This window comes from Enterobacter sp. Sphag1F (genome assembly GCF_014193275.1).
Taxonomy (GTDB): domain Bacteria; phylum Pseudomonadota; class Gammaproteobacteria; order Enterobacterales; family Enterobacteriaceae; genus Pantoea; species Pantoea symbiotica.
The window spans coordinates 1-26360 of sequence record NZ_JACHZD010000004.1 but is presented as its reverse complement, the minus strand read 5'-3'; the positions used below and the strand labels follow the sequence as shown (position 1 = coordinate 26360).

23 protein-coding genes and 1 rRNA gene are annotated in these 26360 nt (G+C 53.9%); 16 read left to right on the top strand and 8 right to left on the bottom strand.

The window, feature by feature from the left end:
* Positions 1-19: 19 nt before the first annotated feature.
* The 7 genes from yhdP to csrD all read right to left on the bottom strand — a co-directional run bounded on the left by yhdP (position 20) and on the right by csrD (position 10922).
* On the bottom strand, positions 20-3838 hold the full coding sequence (yhdP, locus tag FHW71_RS13615) for an AsmA2 domain-containing protein YhdP (RefSeq protein ID WP_179452030.1): 3819 nt from the start codon (positions 3836-3838) through the stop codon (positions 20-22).
* A gap of 46 nt (positions 3839-3884) precedes the next feature.
* Positions 3885-5354, bottom strand: coding sequence for a ribonuclease G (gene rng, locus FHW71_RS13610; protein WP_061720203.1), 1470 nt, complete (start codon positions 5352-5354; stop codon positions 3885-3887).
* A complete protein-coding gene (locus FHW71_RS13605) occupies positions 5344-5937 on the bottom strand; it encodes a Maf family protein (protein ID WP_008101985.1) in 594 nt (197 codons plus the stop codon). Before FHW71_RS13605 ends, rng begins: the two co-directional genes overlap by 11 nt.
* An 8-nt stretch (positions 5938-5945) precedes the next feature.
* The gene (mreD, locus tag FHW71_RS13600) at positions 5946-6434 is read right to left on the bottom strand and encodes a rod shape-determining protein MreD (protein ID WP_008101987.1); all 489 of its coding nucleotides are present in this window, start codon (positions 6432-6434) and stop codon (positions 5946-5948) included.
* Positions 6431-7465, bottom strand: a complete 1035-nt coding sequence (mreC, locus tag FHW71_RS13595) for a rod shape-determining protein MreC (RefSeq protein ID WP_008101989.1) — start codon at positions 7463-7465, stop codon at positions 6431-6433. The genes mreD and mreC overlap by 4 nt, the downstream gene beginning before the upstream one ends.
* 156 nt (positions 7466-7621) lie before the next feature.
* Complete coding sequence (mreB, locus tag FHW71_RS13590; RefSeq protein ID WP_007891976.1) at positions 7622-8665, bottom strand: rod shape-determining protein MreB; 1044 nt, start codon at positions 8663-8665, stop codon at positions 7622-7624.
* Positions 8666-8975: 310 nt separating this feature from the next.
* The gene (gene csrD / locus FHW71_RS13585) at positions 8976-10922 is read right to left on the bottom strand and encodes an RNase E specificity factor CsrD (RefSeq protein WP_179452029.1); all 1947 of its coding nucleotides are present in this window, start codon (positions 10920-10922) and stop codon (positions 8976-8978) included.
* 324 nt (positions 10923-11246) lie between these two features.
* Here csrD and msrP point away from each other — a divergent pair, with 324 nt between their 5' ends.
* The 16 genes from msrP (at position 11247) to FHW71_RS13505 (ending at position 26124) form a co-directional block, all read left to right on the top strand.
* Complete coding sequence (msrP, locus tag FHW71_RS13580) at positions 11247-12251, top strand: protein-methionine-sulfoxide reductase catalytic subunit MsrP (RefSeq protein WP_008101993.1); 1005 nt, start codon at positions 11247-11249, stop codon at positions 12249-12251.
* Positions 12252-12854, top strand: coding sequence for a protein-methionine-sulfoxide reductase heme-binding subunit MsrQ (gene msrQ / locus FHW71_RS13575; protein ID WP_179452028.1), 603 nt, complete (start codon positions 12252-12254; stop codon positions 12852-12854).
* A 232-nt stretch (positions 12855-13086) separates the two neighbouring features.
* Positions 13087-13539, top strand: coding sequence for a type II 3-dehydroquinate dehydratase (aroQ, locus tag FHW71_RS13570; protein ID WP_007891972.1), 453 nt, complete (start codon positions 13087-13089; stop codon positions 13537-13539).
* Positions 13540-13560: 21 nt separating this feature from the next.
* On the top strand, positions 13561-14031 hold the full coding sequence (gene accB, locus FHW71_RS13565) for an acetyl-CoA carboxylase biotin carboxyl carrier protein (protein ID WP_008101997.1): 471 nt from the start codon (positions 13561-13563) through the stop codon (positions 14029-14031).
* 11 nt (positions 14032-14042) lie between these two features.
* Positions 14043-15392, top strand: a complete 1350-nt coding sequence (gene accC, locus FHW71_RS13560; protein ID WP_008101999.1) for an acetyl-CoA carboxylase biotin carboxylase subunit — start codon at positions 14043-14045, stop codon at positions 15390-15392.
* A 72-nt stretch (positions 15393-15464) separates the two neighbouring features.
* Positions 15465-15707, top strand: a complete 243-nt coding sequence (locus FHW71_RS13555) for a YhdT family protein (protein WP_179452027.1) — start codon at positions 15465-15467, stop codon at positions 15705-15707.
* Positions 15697-17142: a sodium/pantothenate symporter gene (gene panF / locus FHW71_RS13550; protein WP_179452026.1), complete on the top strand. Its 1446-nt coding sequence runs from the start codon at positions 15697-15699 to the stop codon at positions 17140-17142. The genes FHW71_RS13555 and panF overlap by 11 nt, the downstream gene beginning before the upstream one ends.
* A gap of 11 nt (positions 17143-17153) precedes the next feature.
* A complete protein-coding gene (gene prmA, locus FHW71_RS13545) occupies positions 17154-18035 on the top strand; it encodes a 50S ribosomal protein L11 methyltransferase (RefSeq protein ID WP_179452025.1) in 882 nt (293 codons plus the stop codon).
* A 203-nt stretch (positions 18036-18238) separates the two neighbouring features.
* Positions 18239-18967: a carbonic anhydrase family protein gene (locus tag FHW71_RS13540; protein ID WP_179452024.1), complete on the top strand. Its 729-nt coding sequence runs from the start codon at positions 18239-18241 to the stop codon at positions 18965-18967.
* A 115-nt stretch (positions 18968-19082) separates the two neighbouring features.
* Positions 19083-19826, top strand: a complete 744-nt coding sequence (locus tag FHW71_RS13535; RefSeq protein WP_179452023.1) for a carbonic anhydrase family protein — start codon at positions 19083-19085, stop codon at positions 19824-19826.
* Between the two features lie 310 nt (positions 19827-20136).
* Complete coding sequence (gene dusB / locus FHW71_RS13530) at positions 20137-21102, top strand: tRNA dihydrouridine synthase DusB (protein WP_179452022.1); 966 nt, start codon at positions 20137-20139, stop codon at positions 21100-21102.
* A gap of 24 nt (positions 21103-21126) precedes the next feature.
* Entirely contained in the window at positions 21127-21423 is a 297-nt protein-coding gene (gene fis / locus FHW71_RS13525) for a DNA-binding transcriptional regulator Fis (RefSeq protein WP_007891954.1), read from the top strand.
* A 544-nt stretch (positions 21424-21967) separates the two neighbouring features.
* Positions 21968-22993 (top strand): amino acid ABC transporter substrate-binding protein, encoded by a 1026-nt coding sequence (locus FHW71_RS13520; RefSeq protein WP_008105971.1) that lies wholly within the window; start codon positions 21968-21970, stop codon positions 22991-22993.
* Between the two features lie 66 nt (positions 22994-23059).
* A complete protein-coding gene (locus tag FHW71_RS13515) occupies positions 23060-24238 on the top strand; it encodes an amino acid ABC transporter permease (protein WP_008105973.1) in 1179 nt (392 codons plus the stop codon).
* 15 nt (positions 24239-24253) lie between these two features.
* Positions 24254-25354 carry an amino acid ABC transporter permease gene (locus FHW71_RS13510; protein WP_061720212.1) on the top strand — a complete coding sequence of 367 codons (1101 nt, stop codon included), beginning with the start codon at positions 24254-24256 and terminating at the stop codon, positions 25352-25354.
* An 8-nt stretch (positions 25355-25362) separates the two neighbouring features.
* Positions 25363-26124, top strand: a complete 762-nt coding sequence (locus FHW71_RS13505; protein WP_061720213.1) for an amino acid ABC transporter ATP-binding protein — start codon at positions 25363-25365, stop codon at positions 26122-26124.
* Between the two features lie 147 nt (positions 26125-26271).
* On the opposite strand, the gene rrf is transcribed toward FHW71_RS13505, so the two are convergent.
* Positions 26272-26360, bottom strand: a 5S ribosomal RNA gene (rrf, locus tag FHW71_RS13500); the annotation flags it as partial.

The window sequence follows — 26360 nt, the reverse complement described above, 5'->3', positions numbered from 1 at the left end:
TTACCTGACGGCGTCAAATTCACTTCTTATCGTCTTCGCGCGGTTTGCGCAGTACTTCATTGATTTCAGGCTTATCCAGCGGCCCGCTGATGTGGTAACGCAACAGCGAAATCTTATTCCACAGCGGCCCCAGCACTTTACTGGCCGCGAACACCGCTGCGCCAACCACCGGATTGATCACAAAGGCGGTGGCGACGCCGACCGAGGCGGAGATTTCCGGGGCAACCACCGCTTCCATGTCGATCTGACGCTTCACCAAATCGATGTTGCCCTTCATGGCGATATCCGCCTCCAGGCCATCCACCAGCAGGTTATCGGTGCGCATCACGCCGTTTTCAATCCACGCGGTGCCGTTAATCGAATCGAAATAGAAACCATCACTAAAGGTATCGCTGAAATCGAAGCGCATCTTACGTAGCAAGGCATCGAAGCTAAACAGACGCAGCAGCTGTCCCGCGCGACCGGTATTAACATCGGCGATCTGGCCTTTGCCAAAGTGGCTTTTCAGCGTACCGCTCAGCGTCTCAACCGATGGTTGCCACGGTGCAGAACGCCAGTGCAAATCGTAATCGAGTTTGAAGGGTGCGTCGCGCAGCGGCGTGTTCATACCAAACCAGTTGGCGGCGTCATTAATATTGTCGCCACTCAGGCTGCCCTTCAGTGAAGTGCGCTGATCGCCGGGTTTATTCACCCATTCACCCGCCACGTTGAGCTTCGAGCTGCCAGAATCAATCGAAGCGTTAGTAAGTGCTAACGTATCTCCCTGCGGCTGTAGCTTCGCCTGCATGTGACCGAATTTCTGTCCGCGCAACCAGCACTCATCACAGTTAAGCTGCAACGCTGGCCAACTGCTGAAGTTGATGTTGCTGCTGTTACCGCCAAACGGCGATGATTTTCCGTCGCTTTTCTCAGCCCATTCAGGATTGTAGTAAAGATAGCTCAGGTTGATCTGCCACGGTGACTGCTGCGCCGTCTGCAAACTGCCACGTGCTTCACGGCTCTCCAGCTGCAAACGCGTGTTGCCGCCTGCGCCCTGCGTGACGGTGGCGTTAACGTCGTGCCATTGCTGACCACCGAGCGTCAGCGCCGGTGTCCGCAGAATGAAGTCGCCCGGCAGCAGTGCGCCACCCACTTCAGGTTCGCCTTGCGCATTGCGTGAACTGCCTGCGCCAGCCATCATTCCCATCCAGGCTTCGCCATCCAGCGGCGGGAGATTCAGCTCCATGCCGCGTTTTTCCGGCAGCTTCGGTGTGCTTTTCGCATCGTTAAGCCAGATACCGCGATCAACGCGCAGCTGCGGCTCCAGAATCCAGCGGCTATTGAAACGATGGTGCTCACGCACGCTACCGCTCAAGGTAAAGCCTTTGAGATCGCCCTCCGCATTGATGGTGATCGGCATCGCTTCACCGGCCACTTTATCCAGCGGCGCAGGTAAGTGACTACTTACTGCTTTGCCATCGCCTTGCAGTGCAACTTTGTAGGTCGCGCCACCTTTGTGCGGCAGCGTGATATCCACATTGCCCTGCCACGGTAAAGAGCCGCCTAACTGACGCGTGATGGCGTCCGGCAGCACCTTGAGTTTATCTGGCTGCCAGTCGCCCAGCAGCTTGACGTTCACGCCAAAGTCGTTGGGATTCTCTTGCGTGCTAAAACTCACGCCGGTTGGCTGACCGAACCAGTTGGCTTGCAACTCTTCACTCTCCAGATTGCCGTTGTTGTAACGGAAGCGGCCGGTGAGATTGTTCAGCGTGGTTTTTAACGGTTTGATATGCAGTGTGTTGTTGTTCAGCACCACATTGCCGCTGGCATGCACCTGCTCGCCATCCAGCGGAATATCGAGATTGAGTTTGCCGCGCACATTGCCGCCAATCTGCAACTCCTGCAGCGCCGCGCCAAGTGTTGGTTTCAGCGGCGTCTGCTCGAAATAGTCGGCGATTTTTTTGCCTTCGCCGCTGATATCGCCATCGATGATCAACTTCTCTTTCAGGTAATCCGGAATTACCGCGCTGACATTGCGCGCATCAACCTCGCCGAGCTTGGTTTGATCGGCTTTCATCCACAAACCGTTGTTGAGGAAGTCGAGATTAATGTCGAGATTTTCCAGTGCAGGCCAGCCGGGCTGGAACTGGAAGGTGGAGTTACGCAGCGGTACCCAAACTTCAAACATGCCGTCATTGTGCTTAAACGGGAACAGCGCGGGATCGCCAGCAAACAGCAGTGTGGCGTTATCCACCTGCCCGCCTTTAATCGCGTCACTGAGATAGTGCGTAAGATCGTGGCCCATTAGCTGCTGCGGGAAGTAGCGCCACGCATCGCCGGCATCGGTGACGCGAATCCCGGCGAGAATATCAAGGCGCGGCGCGCTAGCCAAATTCTGCTGATAGCGGAAATCGCCGCGCGCCCACAGCGAACGCGCCTGCACATCCAGCTGATGTCCATCCAGCGTTAAGCCGTTGGCATCGCGCAGCCAGTTAAGCTGGCCGGTGATCTGTTTGATTTGCAGCGGAGCCTGGAACATATCGCCATACGGCACTTCCGCCTGGCCCATCGCCACATCCAGCAAACCGTTATTTAAGCTGCCGCTGGCGCTACCGCTGAGATTGCTGATACCCGGCAGCAATTCCCACTGTTGCCAGGCGAGATCGCGCCACTTCGCCTGCAAACGCGTTTGCTCCGGCTGCTGCAACGGGATATCCAGCGCCAGCGCATCAATGTGGCCGCGCGGTTGCAGTGAACGCCAGTTATCCAGCAAAGTCGGCGAAAGTGGCTTAAACAGCGGCACGATCGGTGCCAGACGTTCTAAGTCGAGTTGGGTGGCACGCACGCGCACTTCCGCCGCGCTGTTGGCGCCGAGCATCTGCTTATCTTCCGGCTTCCACAGCAGAGAAAAATGCCCTGGCGCCCACGCGATGCCGTCGGTGGTTAAACGGGTTTGCGGTACCGAAAGGCTCCAGCCATTCTGATAGCGCGACAAGTGCGCAGTTAAGCCATCGACCTGTAATTGATGATCGCCCTGCTCACCGCGCCAGCGCGCACCGCCTTTGCTCAGCAGCAAATCACCGGCGTAGAGATCGCCATCACGTAAATTCGCCCACGCAGCCAGACTGAAACGCGCACTTTCAAGGCTGGTGTTGTCACGCAGCCACGGACCAATCCACGGCCGCACATCAACATCATCGGCCTGCATCCAGATGCGGCCATCGCTGAGTAAGCCGTTGCTGTCGTTGAGATCGAGTCGCACCTGCACCACGCCATGCTGGCCGGTAAAGCTGGAAAGGCTCACTTCGCCTTCCGCGCGGTGACGGGTATTTTCGTTCAGCCAGGTGAGGCGCGGAATCGCCAGTTCGGCATGTTGGCCGGACGGCGTCAGAAAACGAATGCTGCTGTCGCGCAGATCGAAGTGATCGAACTGACGCAAAAACAGATCGTTGATTTGCGCCGGTTTGAAGCTGTTCTTTTGTTCGTCGCTGGTGAACAGCGGATGATTGGTTTCGAGATGCAGCTGCCAGAAGGTGAGATCGCGGAATTGCCAGCGCCAGTGCAGCAGCGATTGCCACACGTTGAGCGCCAGATTGACGCGGCCGATGGTGAGTTGACCATCTTCCTGCATCGAGATTTTGAGATCGCGCACCTGCAGCGTCGGGCCGAAATTCTCCCATTTCCCTTGCAGTTCGCTGGCATCGACCGTGACGCCGCTGACGCGTGAGATCGTCTGCAGAATATCGCTGCGATAATTGTTGAGGTGCGGCATCACGAGGCGCAACCCGCTGACCAGCAGCGCCACAATTACGATGATTGCGGCGAGCAGCAGTAACAAAATCCTCGGCAACCGCCTCACACACCTCTCCTTGCTGTCCGTTGGCTTACGGAACTTAACCTCACGATCACATCATGACGACATCAAACTGCTCTTGGGTGTAGAGCGGTTCAACATGAACTTTGACTTGCTTACCGACGAAGATTTCCACTTCCGCCAGCGCGTGTGACTCTTCGCCCTTCAGCGCGTCGCCCACCGCCGGAGAAACGTACACCAGGAAGCGGTCAGAATCGTAGGCGTGATGCACGCGCACAATTTCACGCATGATCTCATAGCAGACGGTTTCCACCGTTTTCAAGGTGCCGCGCCCTTTGCACACCGGGCAATCGGCGCACAGCACATGTTCAATACTTTCTCGCGTACGCTTGCGCGTCATCTCCACCAAACCCAGCGCCGAGAAACCGTTGATGCCGGTTTTCACCCGATCTTTGCTCAGCGCACTCTCCAGCGAATGCAGCACGCGACGGCGATGTTCGTCGTTACTCATGTCGATGAAATCGATAATGATGATGCCGCCGAGGTTGCGCAGTCGCAGCTGACGCGCGATAGCTTGCGTCGCTTCGATGTTGGTATTGAAGATGGTTTCGTCGAGATTACGGTGTCCGACAAACGCGCCGGTGTTGATATCCACCGTGGTCATGGCTTCGGTTTGATCGATGATCAGATAGCCGCCGGACTTCAGCTCGACCTTGCGCTCCAGCGAACGCTGGATTTCGTTCTCGACATCGAACAGGTCAAAAATCGGCTGCTTGCCGCTGTAGAGCTCCAGCTTGCTGGCCATTTCCGGAATGTATTCGCTGGTGAATTCCACCAGCAAATCGCAGGTCAACCGCGAATCCACGCGAATGCGATCCAGCGCGGCACCGGCGAAATCACGCAGTACGCGCTGTGCTAACGCCAGCTCACCGTACAGCAGGCAACGCGTCTGATTACGCTTTTTACGCTCGCTGACTTTGGTCCACAAACGTTTCAGGAAAGCGGCATCCTGCGACAACTCTTCCGAACCAATGCCTTCGGCGGCGGTACGAATAATAAAGCCGCCGAGATCGTCACAGTGCGCCGCAACCACCGTTTTCAGTCGTTCGCGCTCGGCTTCGGTCTCAATACGCTGTGACACGCCAACGTGTGATGCGCCAGGCATGAACACCAGATAGCGCGAAGGCAAGGTAATGTCGGTGGTAAGGCGCGCGCCTTTGGTGCCAAGCGGATCTTTCACCACCTGCACCATCAAATCCTGGCCGGGACGCACCAGTTCGCCGATGTCGCGCACCACAAAATTTTTCTTCTCATCACCCGCCACGCATTCGGTGTGCGGCATGATGTCGGAGGCGTGCAGAAAGGCGGCTTTTTCCATGCCGATATCGACAAAGGCCGCCTGCATGCCAGGCAAGACGCGACTGACGCGTCCTTTATAGATGTTGCCCACGATGCCGCGTCGTGCTTCGCGCTCAATGTGGATTTCCTGCAGAATGCCGCCATCAATGTAGGCAACACGGGTTTCCGAAGGTGTCACATTTACCAGCAGTTCAGCCGTCATCTTGTCCCCTTAACGCTCGCAGTGACTGAAAATGACTCAGCAGCTCACCGGTCTCAACCAGCGGCAATCCCACCACGGCGTGATAGCTTCCATTAATCTTGCGGACAAAATTGCCGCCAAGGCCCTGAATTCCGTACGCGCCGGCTTTATCCATCGGCTCGCCACTGGCGATATAGTGCGAAATTTCCTCCGCCGTCATCTTGCGGAAGGTCACGTCCGTGGTCACCAGGCAATCCAGTTCACGCTGTTTATCAGCCAGCGCTACGGCGGTCATCACCTGATGAGTTTGTCCTGAAAGTTTACTCAGCATCGCGGCGGCGTGCGCGGCATCCTGCGGTTTTTCCAGTACCTCACCGTTCAGTACCACAATGGTATCGGCACCCAGCACTGGCAGATCCTGCGGTGCTACCGCGACGCCCGCGCGCGCCTTATCTGACGCCAGACGACGCACGTAAGCTTCAGCCGCTTCTTCTGGCTGACGCTGCTCTTCTACGTGGGTAATCAGGCGTTCAAATTGCAGACCAAGCTGCGTTAACAGCTCACGTCGACGCGGTGAACCGGATGCGAGGTACAGGCTAATCATAGTATTCCTTACTGAACAGCGAATTGACGGCGAATCTTTCTCATCAATAAGAATAGCCAAGGCCACAGGACGCCGTCGACCACACTACTCCAGAAGATTTCCGGGCGGAAAGAGACGTTGATAACCAGGAATTCTGCCCAGAAAACAATCACATCCACCGCAAGGGACAGCACCATAACCATTAATGCCTGCTGCCACAACGCTAAGTTTCGGAATAACTGAAATTTAAAGGCCACCAGATACGCGATGATGCTAAATGCCAGCGCACGCACGCCCAGCGTTGAACCTGCTACCAGATCCATGATGCCACCGAGGAAAAAACCGGTACCAACATTCACCCGATGCGGCAGCGCCAGCACCCAGTAAATCAGGATCAGCAACAGCCATGAAGGCCGGAACATGAAGATCTGTTCCGGCCACGGCATGATTTGCAGGATGAGGGCAATCAGAAAGGACAGCCAGATAACCCATCGGCCCTGGCTGCGATATCGACTCAAGGCTGGCCTCCGCGTGTGTTCGCAGAATTCCCTTGCGAACGACTGCTATTAGCGGGTTGCGGTGGCCCCATTTGCTGCGATGACTGCAAGGTGTCCGGTGCCGGTGGGCCCATTTCGCCTGCTGGCGGCAGAACCTGCGGCATCATCTGCATCAAACGTTCGTTGGCAACGCGATGCACTTCGTCCGGCGCCATGGGTGCTACGCCGTTGCGATCTGCGCCCCACAGCAGCAACAGATAGCGCAAACGCTGCAAGCCAGCCGCTGGACGCGCCTGAATCACCGTGTAAGCACGCTGCGTATCGACTTTCACCGAGGAGACCACGCCAACCGGATAACCTTCCGGGAAGCGGCCGCCCAGGCCAGACGTAACCAGCACATCGCCCACGCGGATATCGGTGTTGCCCGGCAGATGTTCCAGCTGCAGATCTTCGCTGCAGCCATTACCGGCGGCAATCACGCGAATATCGTTACGCAACACCTGAATCGGCAATGCATGCGATGCATCGCAAATCAGCAATACGCGGCTGGTAACCTGACCGACTGCAACCACCTGACCAACAACCCCTTTATCACTGATAACCGGCTGGCCTTCGTAAACACCGTTTACGCTGCCTTTGTCGATAACCACTTGATCGGTATAAGGATCGGTGCCGGTGGAGATCACCTGCGTCACCATCTTGTGCTCATCCTGGCGCAGCGGCGAGCCAAGCAGTTCGCGCAGACGCGCGTTTTCCTGCTTATATTGCCCCAGCATCAGCAAGTCACTGTTTTTCAGGAAGAGCTCACGGCGCAGTGCTTTATTTTCCAGCTCCAATTGCTGACGTGACGCCAGCGTTTCGGAAACGCCATCAAGAAGTTGTCTTGGCCCGTTGGCCAAAAAATAAAATGGACTGACCGACGTGTCCAGGTAGTTGCGAATCTGGGAAAAGGAGCTCACGCGGCTATCAGCGATAATAATCGCGATAGCCACAATGACTGCCAGAAAGAGGCGCAACTGCAGGGAAGGTCCCCTGCTAAAAATCGGCTTCATAAATTCTGCGTGTTCCTCGACATCAGGGAAGAAGCGTTAGCCGTATAGCCAACGCCTCCAGGGCTGGACGCATCTCGCCGTCGTGCGTTGCAGCAGCAGCGTCAGCATAGGCGCTATTCCCTGCGCAATTTGACCAGGGCCTTAGCCGTTGAGGAATTACTCCTCGCTGAACAAATCGCCGCCATGCATGTCGATCATTTCCAATGCTTTACCACCGCCGCGTGCTACGCAGGTCAGCGGATCTTCTGCCACGACCACCGGAATACCGGTCTCTTCCATCAGCAGGCGATCGAGGTTACGCAGCAATGCGCCACCACCGGTCAGCACCATGCCGCGCTCGGAGATGTCAGAAGCCAGCTCTGGCGGGCACTGTTCCAGTGCAACCATCACCGCGCTCACGATACCGGTCAGCGGTTCCTGCAGCGCTTCAAGAATCTCGTTCGAGTTCAGTGTAAAGCCACGTGGCACACCTTCTGCCAGGTTACGGCCGCGCACTTCAATCTCGTGCACTTCATCGCCCGGATAAGCAGAGCCGATGCCGTGCTTGATGCGCTCCGCAGTCGCTTCACCGATCAGTGAACCGTAGTTGCGGCGGACATAATTAATAATAGCTTCATCGAAGCGGTCACCACCAATACGCACAGAAGAGGAGTAAACCACGCCGTTCAGCGAGATCACTGCTACTTCAGTGGTACCACCACCGATATCAACCACCATCGAACCGGTTGCTTCAGAAACCGGCAGACCTGCACCAATCGCCGCAGCCATTGGCTCTTCAATCAGGAAGACTTCACGCGCGCCTGCACCCTGTGCAGATTCACGAATGGCACGACGCTCAACCTGGGTCGCACCCACCGGTACGCAGACCAGCACACGTGGGCTTGGACGCATAAAGCTGTTGCTATGCACTTGCTTAATGAAGTGCTGCAGCATTTTTTCGGTGACGAAGAAGTCGGCGATAACGCCATCTTTCATAGGACGGATAGCAGCGATGTTGCCCGGCGTACGGCCAAGCATCTGCTTAGCGTCATGACCGACAGCCGCTACGCTCTTTGGGGAGCCGGCACGATCCTGACGAATGGCAACCACAGAAGGCTCGTTCAACACGATGCCTTGTCCTTTCACGTAAATCAGGGTATTCGCGGTACCCAGGTCAATGGACAAGTCATTGGAAAACATGCCACGAAATTTTTTAAACATACTAAGGGATAATCCTGCAAGCTGGGGGCGGAAAATAAAATCCGCCTACTTTACCAACCACGCGAAGCCGCTACAAGGCGCAAAAACGTTCTGCTTCGGTGAAAAAATACGCTGAATACTTTTTTGGCCTGATCGTAGGGTCTTTAGCCGCAGTTAAATGGCGTTAACACGCCGTTTTAACCTAAATTCTCCCGGCGATAGCGGGCAAATTTCGACATAAAATCTAACATTTCCAGCCGCCAGCATCGCGCGCTCCGGCACTAATAAGCGATAAAAACAGCCTTCAGCCCGCACTTCGCGCGCTGAAGGTTTAAATTCGATAACGTTGCGAGTGTTTCTTTACATTACTGTTGACCGGCAACGAGGGCGCAAAGAAATCGCCCTGCCCGCCAGAAACACCCAATCCCGACAGCGTTTGCCACTCCGCGCGCGTACGCACGCCAGCGGCGAAAACCTGCGTTGGTGATGACTTACACACTTCCAGCAAACTCTGCACAAACAGCTGGTTCTCGGTACGTCGCTCAATGTTGCGTACCAAACCCGGCGCAAGTTTAATCACTTCAATCGGGAATTGCTTGATATAAGCGCTGCTCACCACCGTCAATCCGGCCTGATCCGCCGCAATGCGACAGCCAAATGCCGTTAACATATGGAAAACCGGCACTAAACGGCTGATGTGTTGACAAACATCGGCCTCAGCAAGTTCAAATAAAAAACGTTTTCTTTGCGATTTGCTGCACTGCAGCAGCAGTTTTTGCAGCCAGCGCTGGAAAGGCCGCTGCAACAGCGAGTCAATATTCACTGGTAGTGCCAGGGTTTCATCCGGCCACATTTCAGAGAGCGCTGCAATGCGCGTCACCAGTTGGCGATCCCAGCTATCGGTCATACCCAGCTGCAACACCAGCGGCATAAACTCCGCCGACACCACTTCTTTGTCGCCATCGAACACGCGCGTCAGTAATTCGCGATGATGGACTTTTCCATCCAGCAGCACCGCCGGCTTTTGGTACATTCGCGGGCCACCACGATTGAGCGTGTTCTCCAGCAAGGTCCGCCAGCGCACGCTGCCGCGCCCCATGTCCAGCGTATTGCCCTCGCCAACCGACCAACTATTGCCGCCCTGCAATGCCGCACGCCGCGTGGCCATCTCTACATTTTCCATCACCTGCGAGACACTTTGTCCGCTGCGCCACGCGCTGATGCCGATGTGGATCAAATCATCGCGATCGACCATGCGCATCGGCGGCAGTGAATCGACGGCATTGATCAGTTGGTCGGCAATGCTGTTGGCTTCTTTTAAAGTGCGATGCGGCAGCAAGACGGCGAAATCACTGCGGAAGTAACGTGCCAGCAATGCGCCTGGATAGCGCAGCACAAAGGTCGACAGCATATTAATCAGGTCAAACAGATACTCTTCCACCAGCGTTGGGCCGAGGGTTTCGTGCAGCGTATCGAGATCCGGCAGGCGCACCATCATCACCACGCCGTGCGTGCCGACATCTTCCTGATCTTCCAGCAACGTCGCCAACTGGTTATCGAAGAACAAGCGATTGTTGAGACCGGTACGCGGATCCTGCGCCGCAAAGGTGCGAATTAAGGTATCTATACGTAAACGCTGCTCGCCCGCTTCCTGTAAATCGCCCAGAAGCGTATCGATGGCGCGACTGGCTTTCGGCGGCCATTCCGCTGCATGCTCATCCGGCGAGCGGCGTTCCCCGGCCAGAATGCGATCGGCGCGCGCTTCTAGTTGTTCCATATTGTGCCAGCGCCTATTGAGCCAGCGGTTGGTCATAACCAGCAGCACACACATGATAGCGACGACAGTAAACAGGACCACCAGCGTATAAGTGCCGGTAAAGGAGCGAAACAGGGTTTTGGCGGGATCGAGCACCACTACGCGCAGTTCAAGGCCCGGCGAATGCGTCAGTGGCAAATCGAACTGCACAAAGCGATTGGGCTCATCCTCTAACATCGGATTTTCGTGGCGGGCTAAACTGAACACTAAGGTATCGCCATTCAGCAACTGCATCTGTTCGGCATTGACCACCGGCATCATGCGCGTCAGCCACTGTGTGATCTCCTGCGGCGATTGTGAAGCCAGGGCTTTATCCACTTCCGTCGCCAGCGTTTGCATGCGCGTTTCCACACGTTGCTGCGAGAGCCAGATAAAACTAAAAGCGCAGCCCACCAGCATCAATATCATCGCTAGTAAGCTTAATAAGGTAATAAACGCAGAAAATTTAGTTGTTAATCGCATCCCTGTGCCTGCATCACTGCGGTTATGAACGGTGTTAATCCGTTGGCGCCACTCTGACCACTTGCGCAAACCTGAGCAAAATAGCACAAATCAAGGTGTGATTCAGCGCCAGACTGGCATCAAAATCGCACATAACACAGCTTGATAAGCGCTACGGCGCGAGTATAGCGTTAAACCGTGATGGCCTGACTTTGCTACGGGCTTTTTCGTCCTATTCTCAAAGAGTGTGTTTTGCCAGGAAATTTCACATTTTTCCCCGCAAGTTCGCGCCTGACGCTTAAGTTGAGCATGCTGGTTATAACTTACTATTCACAGGAGAACGTCATGAACCTGAAGCACTTGCTCACAGAAGCCGACGTCACGCCAGAAAGCGTCTTTAATATGCGCCGCCGTCAGGTGCTGAAAGCGTTGGGATTAGGCGCAGCAGCAGCCAGTTTGCCAGGCACGGCGCAAGCCGATGTGCTGAGCTGGTTTAAAGGCAATAACCGCCCGCCCGCGCCAGCTGGCAGAGACTTAGATTTCACTAAACCGGCCGAATGGCAGGCCGATTTGCCGCTCACACCGTTTGATAAGGTGTCGGGATACAATAACTTCTATGAATTTGGTCTGGATAAAGCCGATCCTGCCGCCAATGCTGGCACGCTTAAAACCGATCCATGGAAACTGCGCATTGAAGGAGAAGTTGCCAAACCGATCACGCTGGATATGGATGACATCTTCAAGCGTTTCGCGATGGAACAGCGCATCTATCGCATGCGCTGCGTCGAAGCCTGGTCGATGGTGATTCCGTGGGTCGGCTTCGAGCTCAACAAGCTGCTAAAACTGGCTGAACCCACCAGCAATGCACGCTATGTGGCGTTTGAAACGCTGTATGCACCTGACCAAATGCCCGGTCAGAAAGATCGCTTTATCGGCGGCGGGCTGGATTATCCCTATGTAGAAGGCTTGCGGCTTGATGAAGCGATGCATCCGCTGACGCTGCTGAGTACCGGCGTATATGGCAAAGCGCTGCCGCCGCAGAATGGTGCGCCGATTCGCCTGACGGTGCCGTGGAAATATGGCTTCAAAGGGATTAAATCGATTGTGAAAATCACGCTGACGCACGATCGTCCGCCAACCACCTGGAGCCAGATCGCCGCCAATGAGTACGGTTTCTATGCCAATGTGAACCCGCATGTGAATCATCCGCGCTGGTCGCAGGCTACCGAACGCTTTATTGGCGCGGGCGGCATTCTGAAGGTTGATCGCCAACCTACGCTGCTGTTCAACGGCTACGCGAAAGAAGTGGCTTCACTGTATCGCGGGCTGGATTTACGGGAGAACTATTAAGTGCGCCTCACTTTACGCCACATTACCGCGTTAAAAGTCGTGCTGCATCTGGCGGCTTTTCTGCCGTTTGTTTATCTGTTTATGGCGGCGAGTCAGGGCTGGCTGAGCGCCGATCCGGCGAAAGATATCCAGCATTTTACCGGCAGAATGGCGCTGAAGTTGCTGCTTGCCACGCTGCTGGTCAGCCCATTAACGCGCTACCTGAAACAGCCGCTGCTGATTCGTACGCGCCGCCTGCTCGGCGTGTGGTGTTTCGCCTGGGCTAGTTTGCATCTCACCAGCTACTACTTGCTGGAACTTGGCTACGATCATCTGCGTTTACTCGGCAGCGAGTTGGTTTCTCGTCCTTATTTGTTACTGGGGATGATCAGCTGGACTATCCTCTTCGCCCTCGCCATCACCTCATTTCAACGCATGCAGCGCAAACTAGGTCGTCGCTGGCAAACGCTGCATAACGCCGTCTATCTGGTCGCGATCCTCGCGCCTATCCACTATCTTTGGTCTGTGAAAGTATTGTCCCCGCAGCCGGTCATCTACGCTGTGCTGACCATTGCGCTGTTAGCGTGGCGTTACAATAAGTTGCGTAAACTTCTCTCCAGATAATCCCCGCACGGTTGTGTTCCTCCCGCGAGATCTGTTAAAAAGTGTGGCCTTCGGGCCGCATTCGATCAACTTCGCAGATAAGACCAGTATTTTGCTGCGAATGTCGACGAAACGGATATAATGCCCGGCTTTATTGCAAGCGAAGTCTTCTTTTTCATCCTCAAGGGTGACAAACGCAAGATGGCGCGGTATTTTACGCGATGCCTTACTGATTGCAGGAGATAGCAGCAAGATGGCGCACAAATTTCACATACTGCTTTTGAACGGTCCCAATCTGAATTTACTGGGAACGCGCGAGCCTGATAAGTATGGTCACACCACGCTGGCGCAAATCGTCGGCGATCTGACGCAACAGGCCGATCAGCACCATGTGAAATTGAGTCATTTGCAATCGAACGCAGAGTTTCAGTTGATTGACCGTATTCACGAAGCCCGCGGCAACGTGGATTACATCATCATCAATCCTGCTGCGTTTACGCATACCAGCGTTGCACTGCGTGATGCCCTGTTGGCGGTTAGCATTCCTTTTATTGAGGTGCATCTCTCGAACGTGCATGCACGCGAACCGTTCCGACATCACTCCTATCTTTCCGATGTATCTGCCGGCGTCATCTGTGGACTTGGCGCTGATGGATACTCGTGGGCTTTACAAACGGCAGTAAAACGCCTGTCACATTCCAATTAAACAGAGTACGGAACCACACTCATGGATATTCGTAAAATTAAGAAACTGATCGAACTGGTTGAAGAGTCTGGCATCTCCGAGCTGGAAATCTCCGAGGGCGAAGAGTCCGTTCGTATCAGCCGTTCACCTGCAAATGCCGGCTACCCAATGATGCAGCAAGCTTATGCTGCGCCAATGATGCAGCAGCAGCCTGCGCTGGCGACCGCTGTGGCACCTGCCGCACCGGCTGCAGCAGAAGCCGCTAAACCAGAAATCAGTGGCCACATCGTGCGTTCACCGATGGTGGGTACCTTCTATCGCACCCCAAGCCCAGACGCCAAAGCCTTCATTGAAGTTGGCCAGAAAGTGAATGCCGGCGACACCCTGTGCATCGTTGAAGCGATGAAAATGATGAACCAGATCGAAGCCGACAAATCCGGCGTTGTGAAGGCGATTCTGGTCGAAAGCGGCCAACCGGTTGAATTTGACGAGCCGCTGGTCATCATCGAATAACGAGGCGAAGCATGCTGGATAAAATTGTCATTGCTAACCGTGGTGAGATCGCGCTGCGCATTCTGCGTGCCTGCAAAGAGCTGGGCATTAAGACTGTTGCCGTGCACTCCACCGCGGACCGTGACCTGAAGCACGTGCTGCTGGCGGACGAAACCGTCTGCATTGGCCCGCCACCTTCGGTCAAAAGCTACCTGAACATCCCGGCACTGATCTCCGCCGCTGAAATTACCGGCGCGGTCGCTATTCACCCGGGTTACGGCTTCCTCTCTGAGAACGCCGATTTCGCCGAGCAGGTTGAGCGCTCAGGCTTTATCTTCATCGGCCCGAAAGCCGACACCATTCGCCTGATGGGCGACAAAGTGTCTGCGATTACCGCCATGAAGAAAGCCGGCGTACCAACCGTGCCAGGTTCTGATGGCTCGCTGACCGACGACATGGAAAAAAACCGTGCCTTCGCTAAGCGCATCGGTTATCCGGTGATCATCAAAGCTTCCGGCGGCGGCGGCGGTCGTGGTATGCGCGTCGTACGCAGCGACAAGGATCTTGAGCAATCCATCAACATGACGAAAGCGGAAGCCAAAGCGGCTTTCAACAACGACATGGTTTACATGGAGAAGTACCTCGAGAATCCACGCCACATCGAGATTCAGGTGCTGGCCGACGGCCAGGGTAACGCTATCTATCTGGCCGAACGTGACTGCTCAATGCAGCGTCGTCACCAGAAAGTCGTTGAAGAAGCACCAGCGCCAGGCATTACGCCGGAACTGCGTCGCTACATCGGCGAGCGCTGCTCTAAAGCCTGTATCGACATCGGCTATCGCGGTGCGGGTACGTTCGAGTTCCTGTACGAAAACGGTGAGTTCTACTTCATCGAGATGAACACCCGTATTCAGGTTGAGCATCCGGTGACTGAAATGATCACCGGTGTCGATCTGATCAAAGAGCAGCTACGTATTGCTGCTGGTCAGCCGCTATCGATTAAACAGGAAGACGTGGTGATTCGCGGTCATGCGGTGGAATGTCGTATTAACGCCGAAGATCCGAATACCTTCCTGCCAAGCCCAGGCAAGATCACCCGCTTCCACGCGCCGGGCGGCTTCGGTGTTCGTTGGGAATCGCATATCTATGCCGGTTACAGCGTGCCACCGTACTACGATTCCATGATTGGTAAGCTGATTACCTACGGTGAAAACCGTGACGTGGCAATCTCGCGCATGAAGAATGCGCTGGCGGAACTGATCATCGACGGTATCAAGACCAACATTGAGCTGCAGATGAAAATCATGTCCGACGAAAACTTCCAGCAGGGTGGCACTAACATCCACTATCTGGAGAAAAAACTCGGCCTGCAAGAGAAGTAATCGCAGCGCAGAGCAAGACAGAGGCCGGTTAACTCCGGCCTTTTTCATTTTTGTCGCCTTTGAGGTTACATAATGGATTGGCGTTTTTTACAAGCGAACAAAGAGGCGCGCTGGTCGTTTTATCTGACGCTGGCCTACCTTGCCGTTTGGGGACTTTCTGCCTGGCTGGGCGGCAATGAGATCGGCTTCTTTGGCTTACCAAGATGGTTCGAGCTTTCGTGCATGTTCGCCCCGCTGCTGTTTATTGTGTTGTGCTGGCTGATGGTGCGTGTGCTGTTCCGCGACATGTCGCTGGAGGATAACGATGGACTCTGAAATCATTCTTCCGCTGTTGGCCTATCTGGTGCTGATCGCCGCACTGTCGGTGTTTGCGATGCGCAAGCAGCGTCAGGGCAACTTCCTGAGCGAATACTTCCTCGGCAGCCGTTCGATGGGCGGCTTTGTGCTGGCCATGACCATCACCACCACTTACATCAGCGCCAGTTCATTCATTGGCGGCCCCGGCGCAGCCTATAAATATGGTCTTGGTTGGGTGCTGCTGGCGATGATTCAGGTGCCCGCCGTCTGGCTTTCGCTTGGCGTATTAGGCAAGAAATTCGCGATTCTGGCGCGTCGTTACAATGCTGTGACGCTCAACGACATGCTTTATGGCCGCTACGGCAGCACGTTGCTGATTTGGCTCTCCAGTATCAGTTTATTGGTGGCGTTTATTGGCGCGATGACCGTGCAGTTCATCGGTGGCGCGCGTCTGCTGGAAACCGCTGCGGGTATTCCTTACGACACCGGCCTGCTCATCTTCGGCGGCACCATCGCGCTTTACACCGCTTTCGGTGGCTTCCGCGCCAGCGTGCTGAACGATGCGATGCAAGGCATGGTGATGCTGATCGGCACCTTCCTGCTCCTCTTCGCGGTAATTCACCAGGCGGGCGGGCTGGAAAGCGCAGTAACCAAACTGCATAACATCGATCCACAACTGACGTCGCCGGAAGGCGTTGGCAATGTCATCAATCCAACCTTCCTTAGCTCGTTTGCGGTGCTGGTATGTTTCGGTGTGATTGGCCTGCCCCACACTGCGGTGCGCTGTATTTCGTATAAAGACAGTAAAGCGATGCATCGTGGCATTGTACTCGGCACTATTGTGGTGGTGATCCTGATGTTTGGCATGCATCTGGCCGGTGCGCTGGGACGCGTGATTTTGCCCGATCTCACCATCCCCGATCGCGTGATCCCCACGCTGATGATTACCGTTTTACCGCCGATGGCGGCGGGCGTATTTCTTGCGGCGCCAATGGCGGCCATTATGTCGACCATTAACGCGCAGCTGCTGCAATCCTCCGCTACGCTGATCAAAGATCTCTACCTGCGTATTGCACCGCAGCACAGTGAAAATGAGGCGCGCCTGCGCATGCTGTCAGGCACTATCACTTTCGTGCTTGGCGTGCTACTGCTGCTGGCGGCGTGGAATCCGCCCGATATGATTATCTGGCTGAATCTGCTGGCATTTGGTGGCCTTGAAGCAGTGTTCCTGTGGCCGCTGGTGCTGGGCTTGTATTGGGAGCGCGCCAACTCTACCGGTGCGATCAGCGGCATGCTGGTCGGCGCGGGATGCTACACGCTGCTTGCCAGCCTGAAAATTGAGTGGTGGGGTTTCCACCCAATCGTTCCGTCATTGACCTTAAGCCTGCTGGCCTTCCTGGTGGGTAATCTGTTTGGCCGCACGCCTGCAACGCATGCAGCGGCACTGGAATAAAGAGAAACGCTATGCCTTGGATTCAAATCAAAATTAACAGCACCGGCGAAAACGCCGAAACCCTGAGCGATGCGCTGATGGATGTTGGCGCCGTGTCGGTCACTTTCCAGGATACGCACGACAATCCGGTTTATGAGCCGCTGCCAGGCGAAACGCTGCTTTGGGGCGATACTGATGTCATCGGCCTGTTCGACGCTGAAACCGAGATGAGCGATGTGGTGGCCGAGTTAAGTCAGCACCCGCTGCTGGGATCCGCGTTTTGCCATAAGATCGAGCAGATCGAAGACAAAGATTGGGAACGTGAATGGATGGATAACTTCCACCCAATGCGTTTCGGTGAGCGTCTGTGGATCTGCCCAAGCTGGCGCGATGTGCCGGATCCAGATGCCGTCAATGTGATGCTGGATCCGGGCCTTGCATTTGGTACCGGCACGCACCCCACCACGTCGATGTGTTTGACCTGGCTTGATGGCCTGGATCTGCACGGCAAAACGGTGATCGACTTTGGCTGTGGCTCCGGCATTCTCGCTATTGCCGCACTAAAATTAGGCGCAGCGCAGGCGATCGGTATTGATATCGATCCGCAGGCGATTCAGGCCAGCCGCGATAATGCCGAACGTAATGGCGTCTCTGAGCGTCTGGCGCTTTATCTGCCTCATCAGCAGCCTGATAACTTGCAGGCTGACGTGGTGGTCGCCAACATCCTCGCCGGTCCGCTGCGCGAATTGGCGCCGCTGATTAGCGTACTGCCAAAAGCGGGTGGGCATCTTGGTTTGTCTGGGGTATTAGCGAGCCAGGCGGAAGGTGTATGTGCAGCCTACGCCGAACAATTTGAACTTGATCCGGTTGCCGAGAAAGAAGAGTGGTGCCGCATCACTGGCGTACGTCGTTAATCATCTCATTCCCCATGCCAGCGCACTAAATGCCTGGCATGTAACCATTTGGCTTGAGACCAGTCTCAAACCTCAGGCGCTTCTGATCTACTGCTGTTTCTTTACATATTAGTCATTACAATCCTGCTCCAGGCGATAGCGCTATCCCTGCTGGCAATGCCTTTGTGGCATTACACGTCGATAAATCGCTTAAGTAATGGACTATGAAAAAGAAACTTTGTTTACTCGCTTTGCTTTCGAGCATGGCTTCCTACACGCATGCCCATGATACCGCCTGGTCTTATGAAGCTCCGGCTGAATGGGGCAATTTAAGCACCGACTTTCAGACCTGCAAAAGTGGCGTAAATCAATCACCTGTCGACATACGTCAGGCAGTAAATGGTCAGCTTCCGCCGCTTACGTTGAGCTATCAAGCCAGGAAAGAGTCGATCGTCAATAATGGCCACACCATCCAAATTAATGTGAAAGAGGGTGATGCCCTTAAGCTCGATGGTGAAGACTTTACGCTGCGCCAATTCCACTTCCATACCCCTAGTGAAAACCTAATTGATGGCAAACGCTATCCGATGGCGGCGCATTTTGTTCATGCCAGTAAGGATGGTCATTTAGCTGTGGTTGGCGTGATGTTTGAAGCTGGCGCAGAAAACCCTGCGCTGGCAGAAATCCTGCGTGAAATGCCTGCAGAAGTGAATAAGGAAATGGCCCTGAAGCACTCTCTCAACCTCAGTGCATTAATTCCGGGCGATAAACACTACTATCGCTTTAGCGGTTCACTCACTACGCCACCCTGCACCGAAGGCGTACGCTGGCTGGTACTTAAGCAACCGGTTTATGCATCGGCTGAACAGCTGAAAAAGTTCACCAGTTTACTGGGAGAACATGGTAATAGCCGTCCAGTACAACCGCTGAATGGTCGCGTGATCGTCGAATAACCCAAGCCCGGTCTGGTTCTACCCTGTGACGTCGGTTACAGGGTAGTCATTTTCTCATCGCCACGTAATATCTGCGGCACGCCGCTTGCCGGTATTCTTATTACTGAGATTGAGAATGAAAACCTCCCTTTTACTTAGCGTAATGTTGGCTTACAGCATTGGTGCGCACGCAACCTCTTCCCCTTCCGCACCACACTGGAGCTATGAAGGCAGCGCTGGTCCAGATCATTGGGCCGAACTCTCTGCTGATTTCCAGACCTGCAATAACGGCAAGTTTCAGTCGCCAATTGATATTCGCCATACCATCGAAGGTCGACTGCCGCCCCTTAAGCTAGAGTTTCACACCGCAGCAGAAAACCTGGTCAACAACGGGCACACACTGCAAGTGAACGTGGATGATGAAGATGATTTTATGCTGGATGGCGAAACCTTCCGCCTCAAGCAATATCATTTCCATACCCCGAGTGAGAATCAAATCGACGGCCACTCTTATCCGTTCGAAGCGCATTTCGTTCACGCAAATGAAGATGGGGAAATAGCGGTCATCGCCGTGATGTTCGAGGTGGGGAAAGAGAACACCGCCCTCAATCCGATTATTGCTGCCATGCCTAAGCAGATAAATCAGGAAGTGGTCGTTAAACAGCGCATGGATTTAAAACCTCTCTTCCCAGAGGATCGCCATTATTATCGTTTTAGTGGATCGCTCACTACTCCACCCTGCACCGAGGGTTTACGCTGGCTGGTCATGAAGCATCCCGTCACGCTCTCACAATCACAGTTGCACGATTTCCAACTGGCGCTGAAAAACAGTAATAATCGCCCCCTGCAACCATTACATGGTCGACTGATTGTCGAATGATGATCTGACAACCCTTACGCTTATAAATTAGTACAATTAATAATCAAACAACCGTCATTTCTCTGGCTAATTACCTGAAGTGGCGGTTTTTATGTTGTGATTTCGGTCATGTTTTGAGAAAAATTTTTGTACACAATTTCAGCATATTTTTTTAATCATATGAAATATAAAGATTAATACCTTTCCTTGTGCCTGATAAGTTGATTTCCCTGTTCTCTAACGGCGAATTGTTCAAAGTTTGGCCTTTCATCTTCTTTAAAAAATGCGTAATATACGCCGCCTTGCGAACAGTTAGGGTCACTTCTTTTTCATGCGCATTGGACAACATCAGCTACGTAATCGACTCATTGCTGCGCCTATGGCCGGAGTATCCGATAAGCCATTTCGCACCCTGTGTTATGAGAACGGCGCCGGTATGACTGTCTCCGAGATGCTGTCGTCGAGCCCGGAAGTTTGGGCCAGTGACAAATCCCGTTTGCGTATGGTGCATAGTGACGAGCCTGGTATCCGCGCCGTGCAAATTGCCGGTTGCGATCCTGATGAGATGGCTGCTGCCGCGCGCATTAATGTGGCGTCTGGCGCGCAGGTTATCGATATCAACATGGGCTGCCCGGCCAAAAAAGTGAATCGTAAGATGGCAGGTTCAGCGCTGCTGCAACATCCGCAACTGGTGGAGTCGATTCTCACCGCGGTCGTCAATGCAGTGGATGTACCGGTTACGCTGAAGATTCGCACCGGCTGGGACAAAGAAAATCGTAATTGTGTAGAGATTGCCCAATTGGCTGAACGCTGTGGCATTCAGGCTCTCACCATTCATGGCCGCACGCGCGCCTGTTTGTTTGAGGGATTTGCTGAATACGACAGCATTCGGACAGTTAAGCAGAGCGTTTCCATTCCGATCATCGCGAATGGCGACATTACTGACCCGCATAAAGCCAGAGCGGTGCTCGACTATACCGGAGCCGATGCTCTTATGGTTGGCCGTGCCGCTCAGGGAAGACCGTGGATCTTCCGGGAAATCCAGCATTATCTGGACACAGGGGAGCTGCTGGCACCGAAGCCGCTGGCTGAAGTGAAGCAAATGCTGATTGGACACATACGGGAGCTGCACGACTTTTACGGTCAGCGCAAAGGATACCGTATTGCCCGAAAACACGTTTCCTGGTATTTGCAGGAAAGTGCTCCTGATGACCAGTTTCGGCGCACATTCAACGCCATAGAGGATGCCAGCGAACAGCTGGAGGCGTTGGAGGCATACTTCGAAAATCTTGCGTAAACGAAATAAAGAGCTGAAAGAACTATGTTCGAACAACGCGTAAATTCTGACGTACTCACCGTTTCTACCGTTAACTCTCAGGATCAGGTGACCCAAAAGCCACTGCGTGATTCGGTTAAACAGTCACTGAAGAACTATTTTGCTCAACTGAACGGTCAGGATGTGAGTGACCTGTATGAGCTGGTATTGGCAGAAGTCGAGCAGCCTCTGTTGGACATGGTGATGCAGTACACCCGTGGCAACCAGACCCGTGCAGCTCTGATGATGGGTATCAACCGCGGTACCCTGCGTAAGAAGCTGAAAAAATACGGCATGAACTAATCTGTTCGTTGCTGCGATAACGCCAGCCTTGCGGCTGGCGTTTTTGTTTCTGCATCACGAGTAATTTCCTGACGTTAGCAACGCATGAAACAATTGGCGCGATAATGGTAACGATAGTTGCAATTGCCGCAGTGATATCCCGCCCCTCTTAGCAACGCCTTTTCCTCCATTTTACTTCGCACTTATTTATCCTTTCATCACGCTTCAGCCCGCTCTCTCTGTGATCATCAACCGCTTCAGCCGTAAGCGTGCGAACTCATACATCCACTCCTGAGCGTTAGCTCACACTGCTTCCATATAGTGAAACTTTTTGCACTATTTGTGATCGTGTCGTCTCGTCATGCTGCCTTTTGGTGCGCCATATTAGCCAGAATCTTCTGAGTGCTTCAGTTTATTAAAAGATCTTTCCAGAGAATTCAGGATTCTGCAAACCTGGCATCAGGTTTGCAGAGTTGTGGATGGCTAACCACCACAGACAGAAAAAAGCGCACATTAAAGTGCGCGCAAACATAACAACACACGATATCGCCACACAGGATGCTTTATGAAAAAGATGATGCTTTCCACTCTGGTTGCTGCAGCCTCGCTGTTAGCCGTTGCTCAACAAGCGCACGCTGGCACCACGCTGGATGCCATTAAGAAGAAAGGTTTTGTACAGTGCGGCATCAGTGACGGCCTGCCAGGCTTCTCTTATGCTGACTCTAACGGCAAATTCACCGGTATTGACGTGGATGTGTGCCGCGCGGCCGCTGCAGCGGTATTTGGCGACGCAACCAAAGTGAAATACACCCCGTTGACCGCGAAAGAGCGCTTCACCGCGCTGCAGTCTGGCGAAGTGGACATCTTGTCTCGTAACACCACATGGACCTCATCGCGCGATGGCGGCATGGGCTTCCTGTTTGCAGGCGTGAACTATTACGATGGAATCGGCTTCTTGACTCACCAGAAAGCCGGTCTGAAAAGTGCTAAAGAGTTGGATGGTGCCACCGTGTGTATTCAGGCCGGTACTGATACCGAGCTGAACGTGGCTGACTACTTCAAAACCCACAAAATGCAGTACACGCCAGTGACCTTTGACCGCTCTGACGAATCCGCCAAAGCGCTCGACAGCGGCCGTTGCGACACCCTTGCTTCTGACCAATCTCAGCTGTATGCGCTGCGCATTAAACTTGGTAAGCCAGACGAGTTCATCGTACTGCCAGAAGTGATCTCCAAAGAGCCGCTGGGTCCGGTTGTGCGTCGCGGTGATGACGATTGGTTCACCATCGTTAAATGGTCACTGTATGCCATGCTGAACGCGGAAGAGATGGGTATCAGCTCTAAAAATGTCGATGACATGGTAGCCAAGCCAACTACGCCGGATATGGCACATCTGCTGGGCGCGGAAGGTGACTTCGGTAAAGACCTGAAGCTCGATAACAAGTGGGCTTACAACATCATCAAACAAGTGGGTAACTATCAGGAAGTGTTCGACCGTAACGTCGGTAAAGACAGCGCACTGAAAATTAAGCGCGGCCAGAATGCGCTGTGGAATGCGGGCGGCATCCAGTACGCTCCGCCAGTTCGTTAATTCCGTCCTGCCAGTCGGGCACCGCATCCTGCGGTGCCCACGCGTAATCTTCACTGAGGTTTTAACATGTCGCAACGCCCAACCGTAAAAAGGGATTTTTCGTTCGGTAATCCTACGGTTCGCGCCTGGCTTTACCAGATCGTCGCGATTGTTGCCGTGCTTGCTGTGGTGGGATATTTAATCCACAACACCGTAATCAACCTGGCCAATCGTGGCATCACTTCCGGATTCGGGTTTCTGGATCGCAGTGCCGGCTTCGGCATTGTCCAGCACCTGATCGATTACACCGAAGGCGACACCTACGCGCGCGTGTTTATGGTGGGGTTGACCAATACCCTGCTGGTTTCCGCGCTCTGTATTGTATTCGCCTCGATCCTTGGCTTTGCCGTTGGCCTGGCTCGCTTGTCTGAGAACTGGCTGCTGCGCAAGCTTTCAACCATTTATATCGAGACCTTCCGTAATATCCCGCCGCTGCTGCAGATCTTTTTCTGGTACTTTGCGGTACTGCGTAACCTGCCCGGCCCGCGTCAGGCACTCAACGCTTTTGATTTGGCATTCGTCAGCAATCGCGGTTTGTATATCCCGTGGCCCGAGTACGCGCCTGGCACCTGGCCATTTCTGATAGCGCTGGCGTTAGCGGTGCTGGGTTGCGTGGCGCTGTTCCGCTACAACCGCAAGCATCAGTTAAAAACTGGCCAACTGCGTCGCACCTGGCCGGCTGCGGTTGGGCTGCTGGTGTTACTGCCGCTGATTGCTCATACCCTGTTTGGCGTTGCCATGCATTGGGATGTGCCGGAACTGCGTGGATTTAACTTCCGTGGCGGTTTCGTGATGATCCCCGAGCTCGCCGCGTTGACTCTCGCGCTGTCGGTTTATACCTCGTCGTTCATCGCCGAAGTGATTCGCTCCGGTATTCAGTCGGTACCGCATGGTCAAAATGAAGCCGCACGTTCGCTCGGTTTACCTAATCCAGTAACCATGCGTCAGGTGATTATCCCGCAGGCCATGCGTGTGATTATCCCGCCATTGACCAGCCAGTACCTGAATATCGTGAAAAACTCATCGCTGGCGGCCGCTATCGGCTATCCAGACATGGTTTCGCTATTTGCCGGTACCGTGCTTAACCAAACCGGTCAGGCGATTGAAACAATCGCGATTACCATGGCGGTTTACCTGATTATCAGCCTGATCATTTCACTGCTGATGAACCTCTACAATCGCAAAATTGCGCTGGTTGAGCGTTAAGAGAACGGGATCATTATGTCTGTTACTACACATGAAACACCGCCGATTCCGACCAATCCACTCAGTAAGGCTTGGCTCTGGGCACGCAAAAATCTGTTCTCCAGTTGGCTGAATACGCTGCTGACATTGTTCAGCATCTGGCTTATCTGGAATGTGATTCCTCCGGCACTGAACTGGCTGGTATTTCAGGCTAACTGGATTGGTGAGACGCGCGCAGATTGCACCAAAGAAGGCGCATGTTGGGTGTTTATCCATGCACGCTTTGGCCAGTTTATGTACGGGCTCTATCCGCATGAGCTACGCTGGCGCATCAATCTGTCGCTGGTCATCGGCTTACTGTCGATCATTCCGATGTTCATCAAATCGATGCCGCGTCGCGGTCGCTATATCGCCTGCTGGGCGGTGGTCTATCCGATTGTGGTTTGGTTCCTGATGTATGGCGGCTATTTCGGTTTAGAGCGCGTAGAGACTCGCCAGTGGGGCGGCCTGACATTGACGCTGATTATCGCGTCAGTGGGGATTGCCGGCGCGCTGCCGTTGGGGATTTTACTGGCGCTGGGACGCCGCTCAGAAATGCCGGTGGTGCGTACACTTTCGATCATCTTCATTGAGTTTTGGCGTGGTGTACCGCTGATCACCGTGCTGTTTATGTCATCGGTGATGCTGCCGCTGTTTATGGCGGAAGGCACCACCATCGACAAACTGGTGCGTGCACTGGTTGGTGTGATCTTGTTCCAGTCAGCTTATGTCGCGGAAGTGGTGCGTGGCGGTTTGCAGGCGCTACCGAAAGGCCAATATGAAGCTGCGGAATCGCTGTCGCTGGGCTACTGGAAAACCCAGATGCTGGTGATTTTACCGCAGGCACTCAAGATGACCATTCCCGGCCTGGTGAACACCATCATTGCGCTGTTTAAAGATACCAGCCTGGTGATCATCATCGGCCTATTCGATCTCTTCAGTAGCGTGCAGCAAGCCACCGTCGACCCAACCTGGTTGGGCATGTCGACAGAAGGCTATGTGTTTGCTGCCATGGTTTACTGGATTTTCTGTTTTAGCATGTCGCGCTATAGCCAGTATCTGGAGAAGCGTTTTCACACCGGGCGTGCATCGCACTGAGGTTTAACATGACACAAACTATGACTAATGCGGCTGATGCCATGATGATTACACTCGAAAACGTTAACAAATGGTACGGTCAGTTCCATGTACTGAAAGACATCAATTTAAAAGTAAAACCACGTGAACGTATCGTATTATGCGGACCTTCTGGCTCGGGTAAATCGACGACAATTCGTTGCATCAACCACCTCGAAGAACATCAGCAAGGACGCATCGTGGTAGATGGCATCCATCTCAATCACGATGTGCGCAATATTGAACGTGTTCGCACTGAAGTAGGAATGGTTTTCCAACATTTCAATCTTTTCCCGCATCTTACCGTTCTGCAAAACTGTACGCTGGCGCCGATTTGGGTACGCAAAATGCCGAAGAAAGAAGCGGAAGAGTTGGCCATGCATTACCTCCAGCGTGTGCGTATTGCCGAGCATGCGCATAAGTTTCCTGGCCAGCTTTCTGGTGGCCAGCAGCAGCGCGTGGCTATCGCCCGCTCACTCTGTATGAAGCCGAAAATTATGCTGTTTGATGAGCCAACTTCAGCGCTCGATCCTGAGATGGTGAAAGAAGTGCTCGATACGATGATTGGCTTGGCAGAAGATGGCATGACCATGCTGTGTGTTACCCATGAGATGGGATTTGCGCGTACCGTGGCGGACCGCGTGATCTTTATGGATCGCGGTGAAATTGTGGAAGAAGCTCCACCTCAGGAGTTCTTCGCTAACCCCAAATCAGAACGTACGCGTGCGTTTCTGTCGCAGGTTATTCATTAATACCCAGATAGTGAGATTGAAAATCGCCTCTGCTGCAAAGCAGGGGCTTTTTTATAACTGCACTTTTAATGGGGTTTTGGGTGGCATTGAAGGTTTTGATGCATACAAAAAAGCCCTGAACTTTCGTTCAGGGCTTCTGTGTTTGATGCCTGGCAGTTCCCTACTCTCGCATGGGGAGACCCCACACTACCATCGGCGCTACGGCGTTTCACTTCTGAGTTCGGCATGGGGTCAGG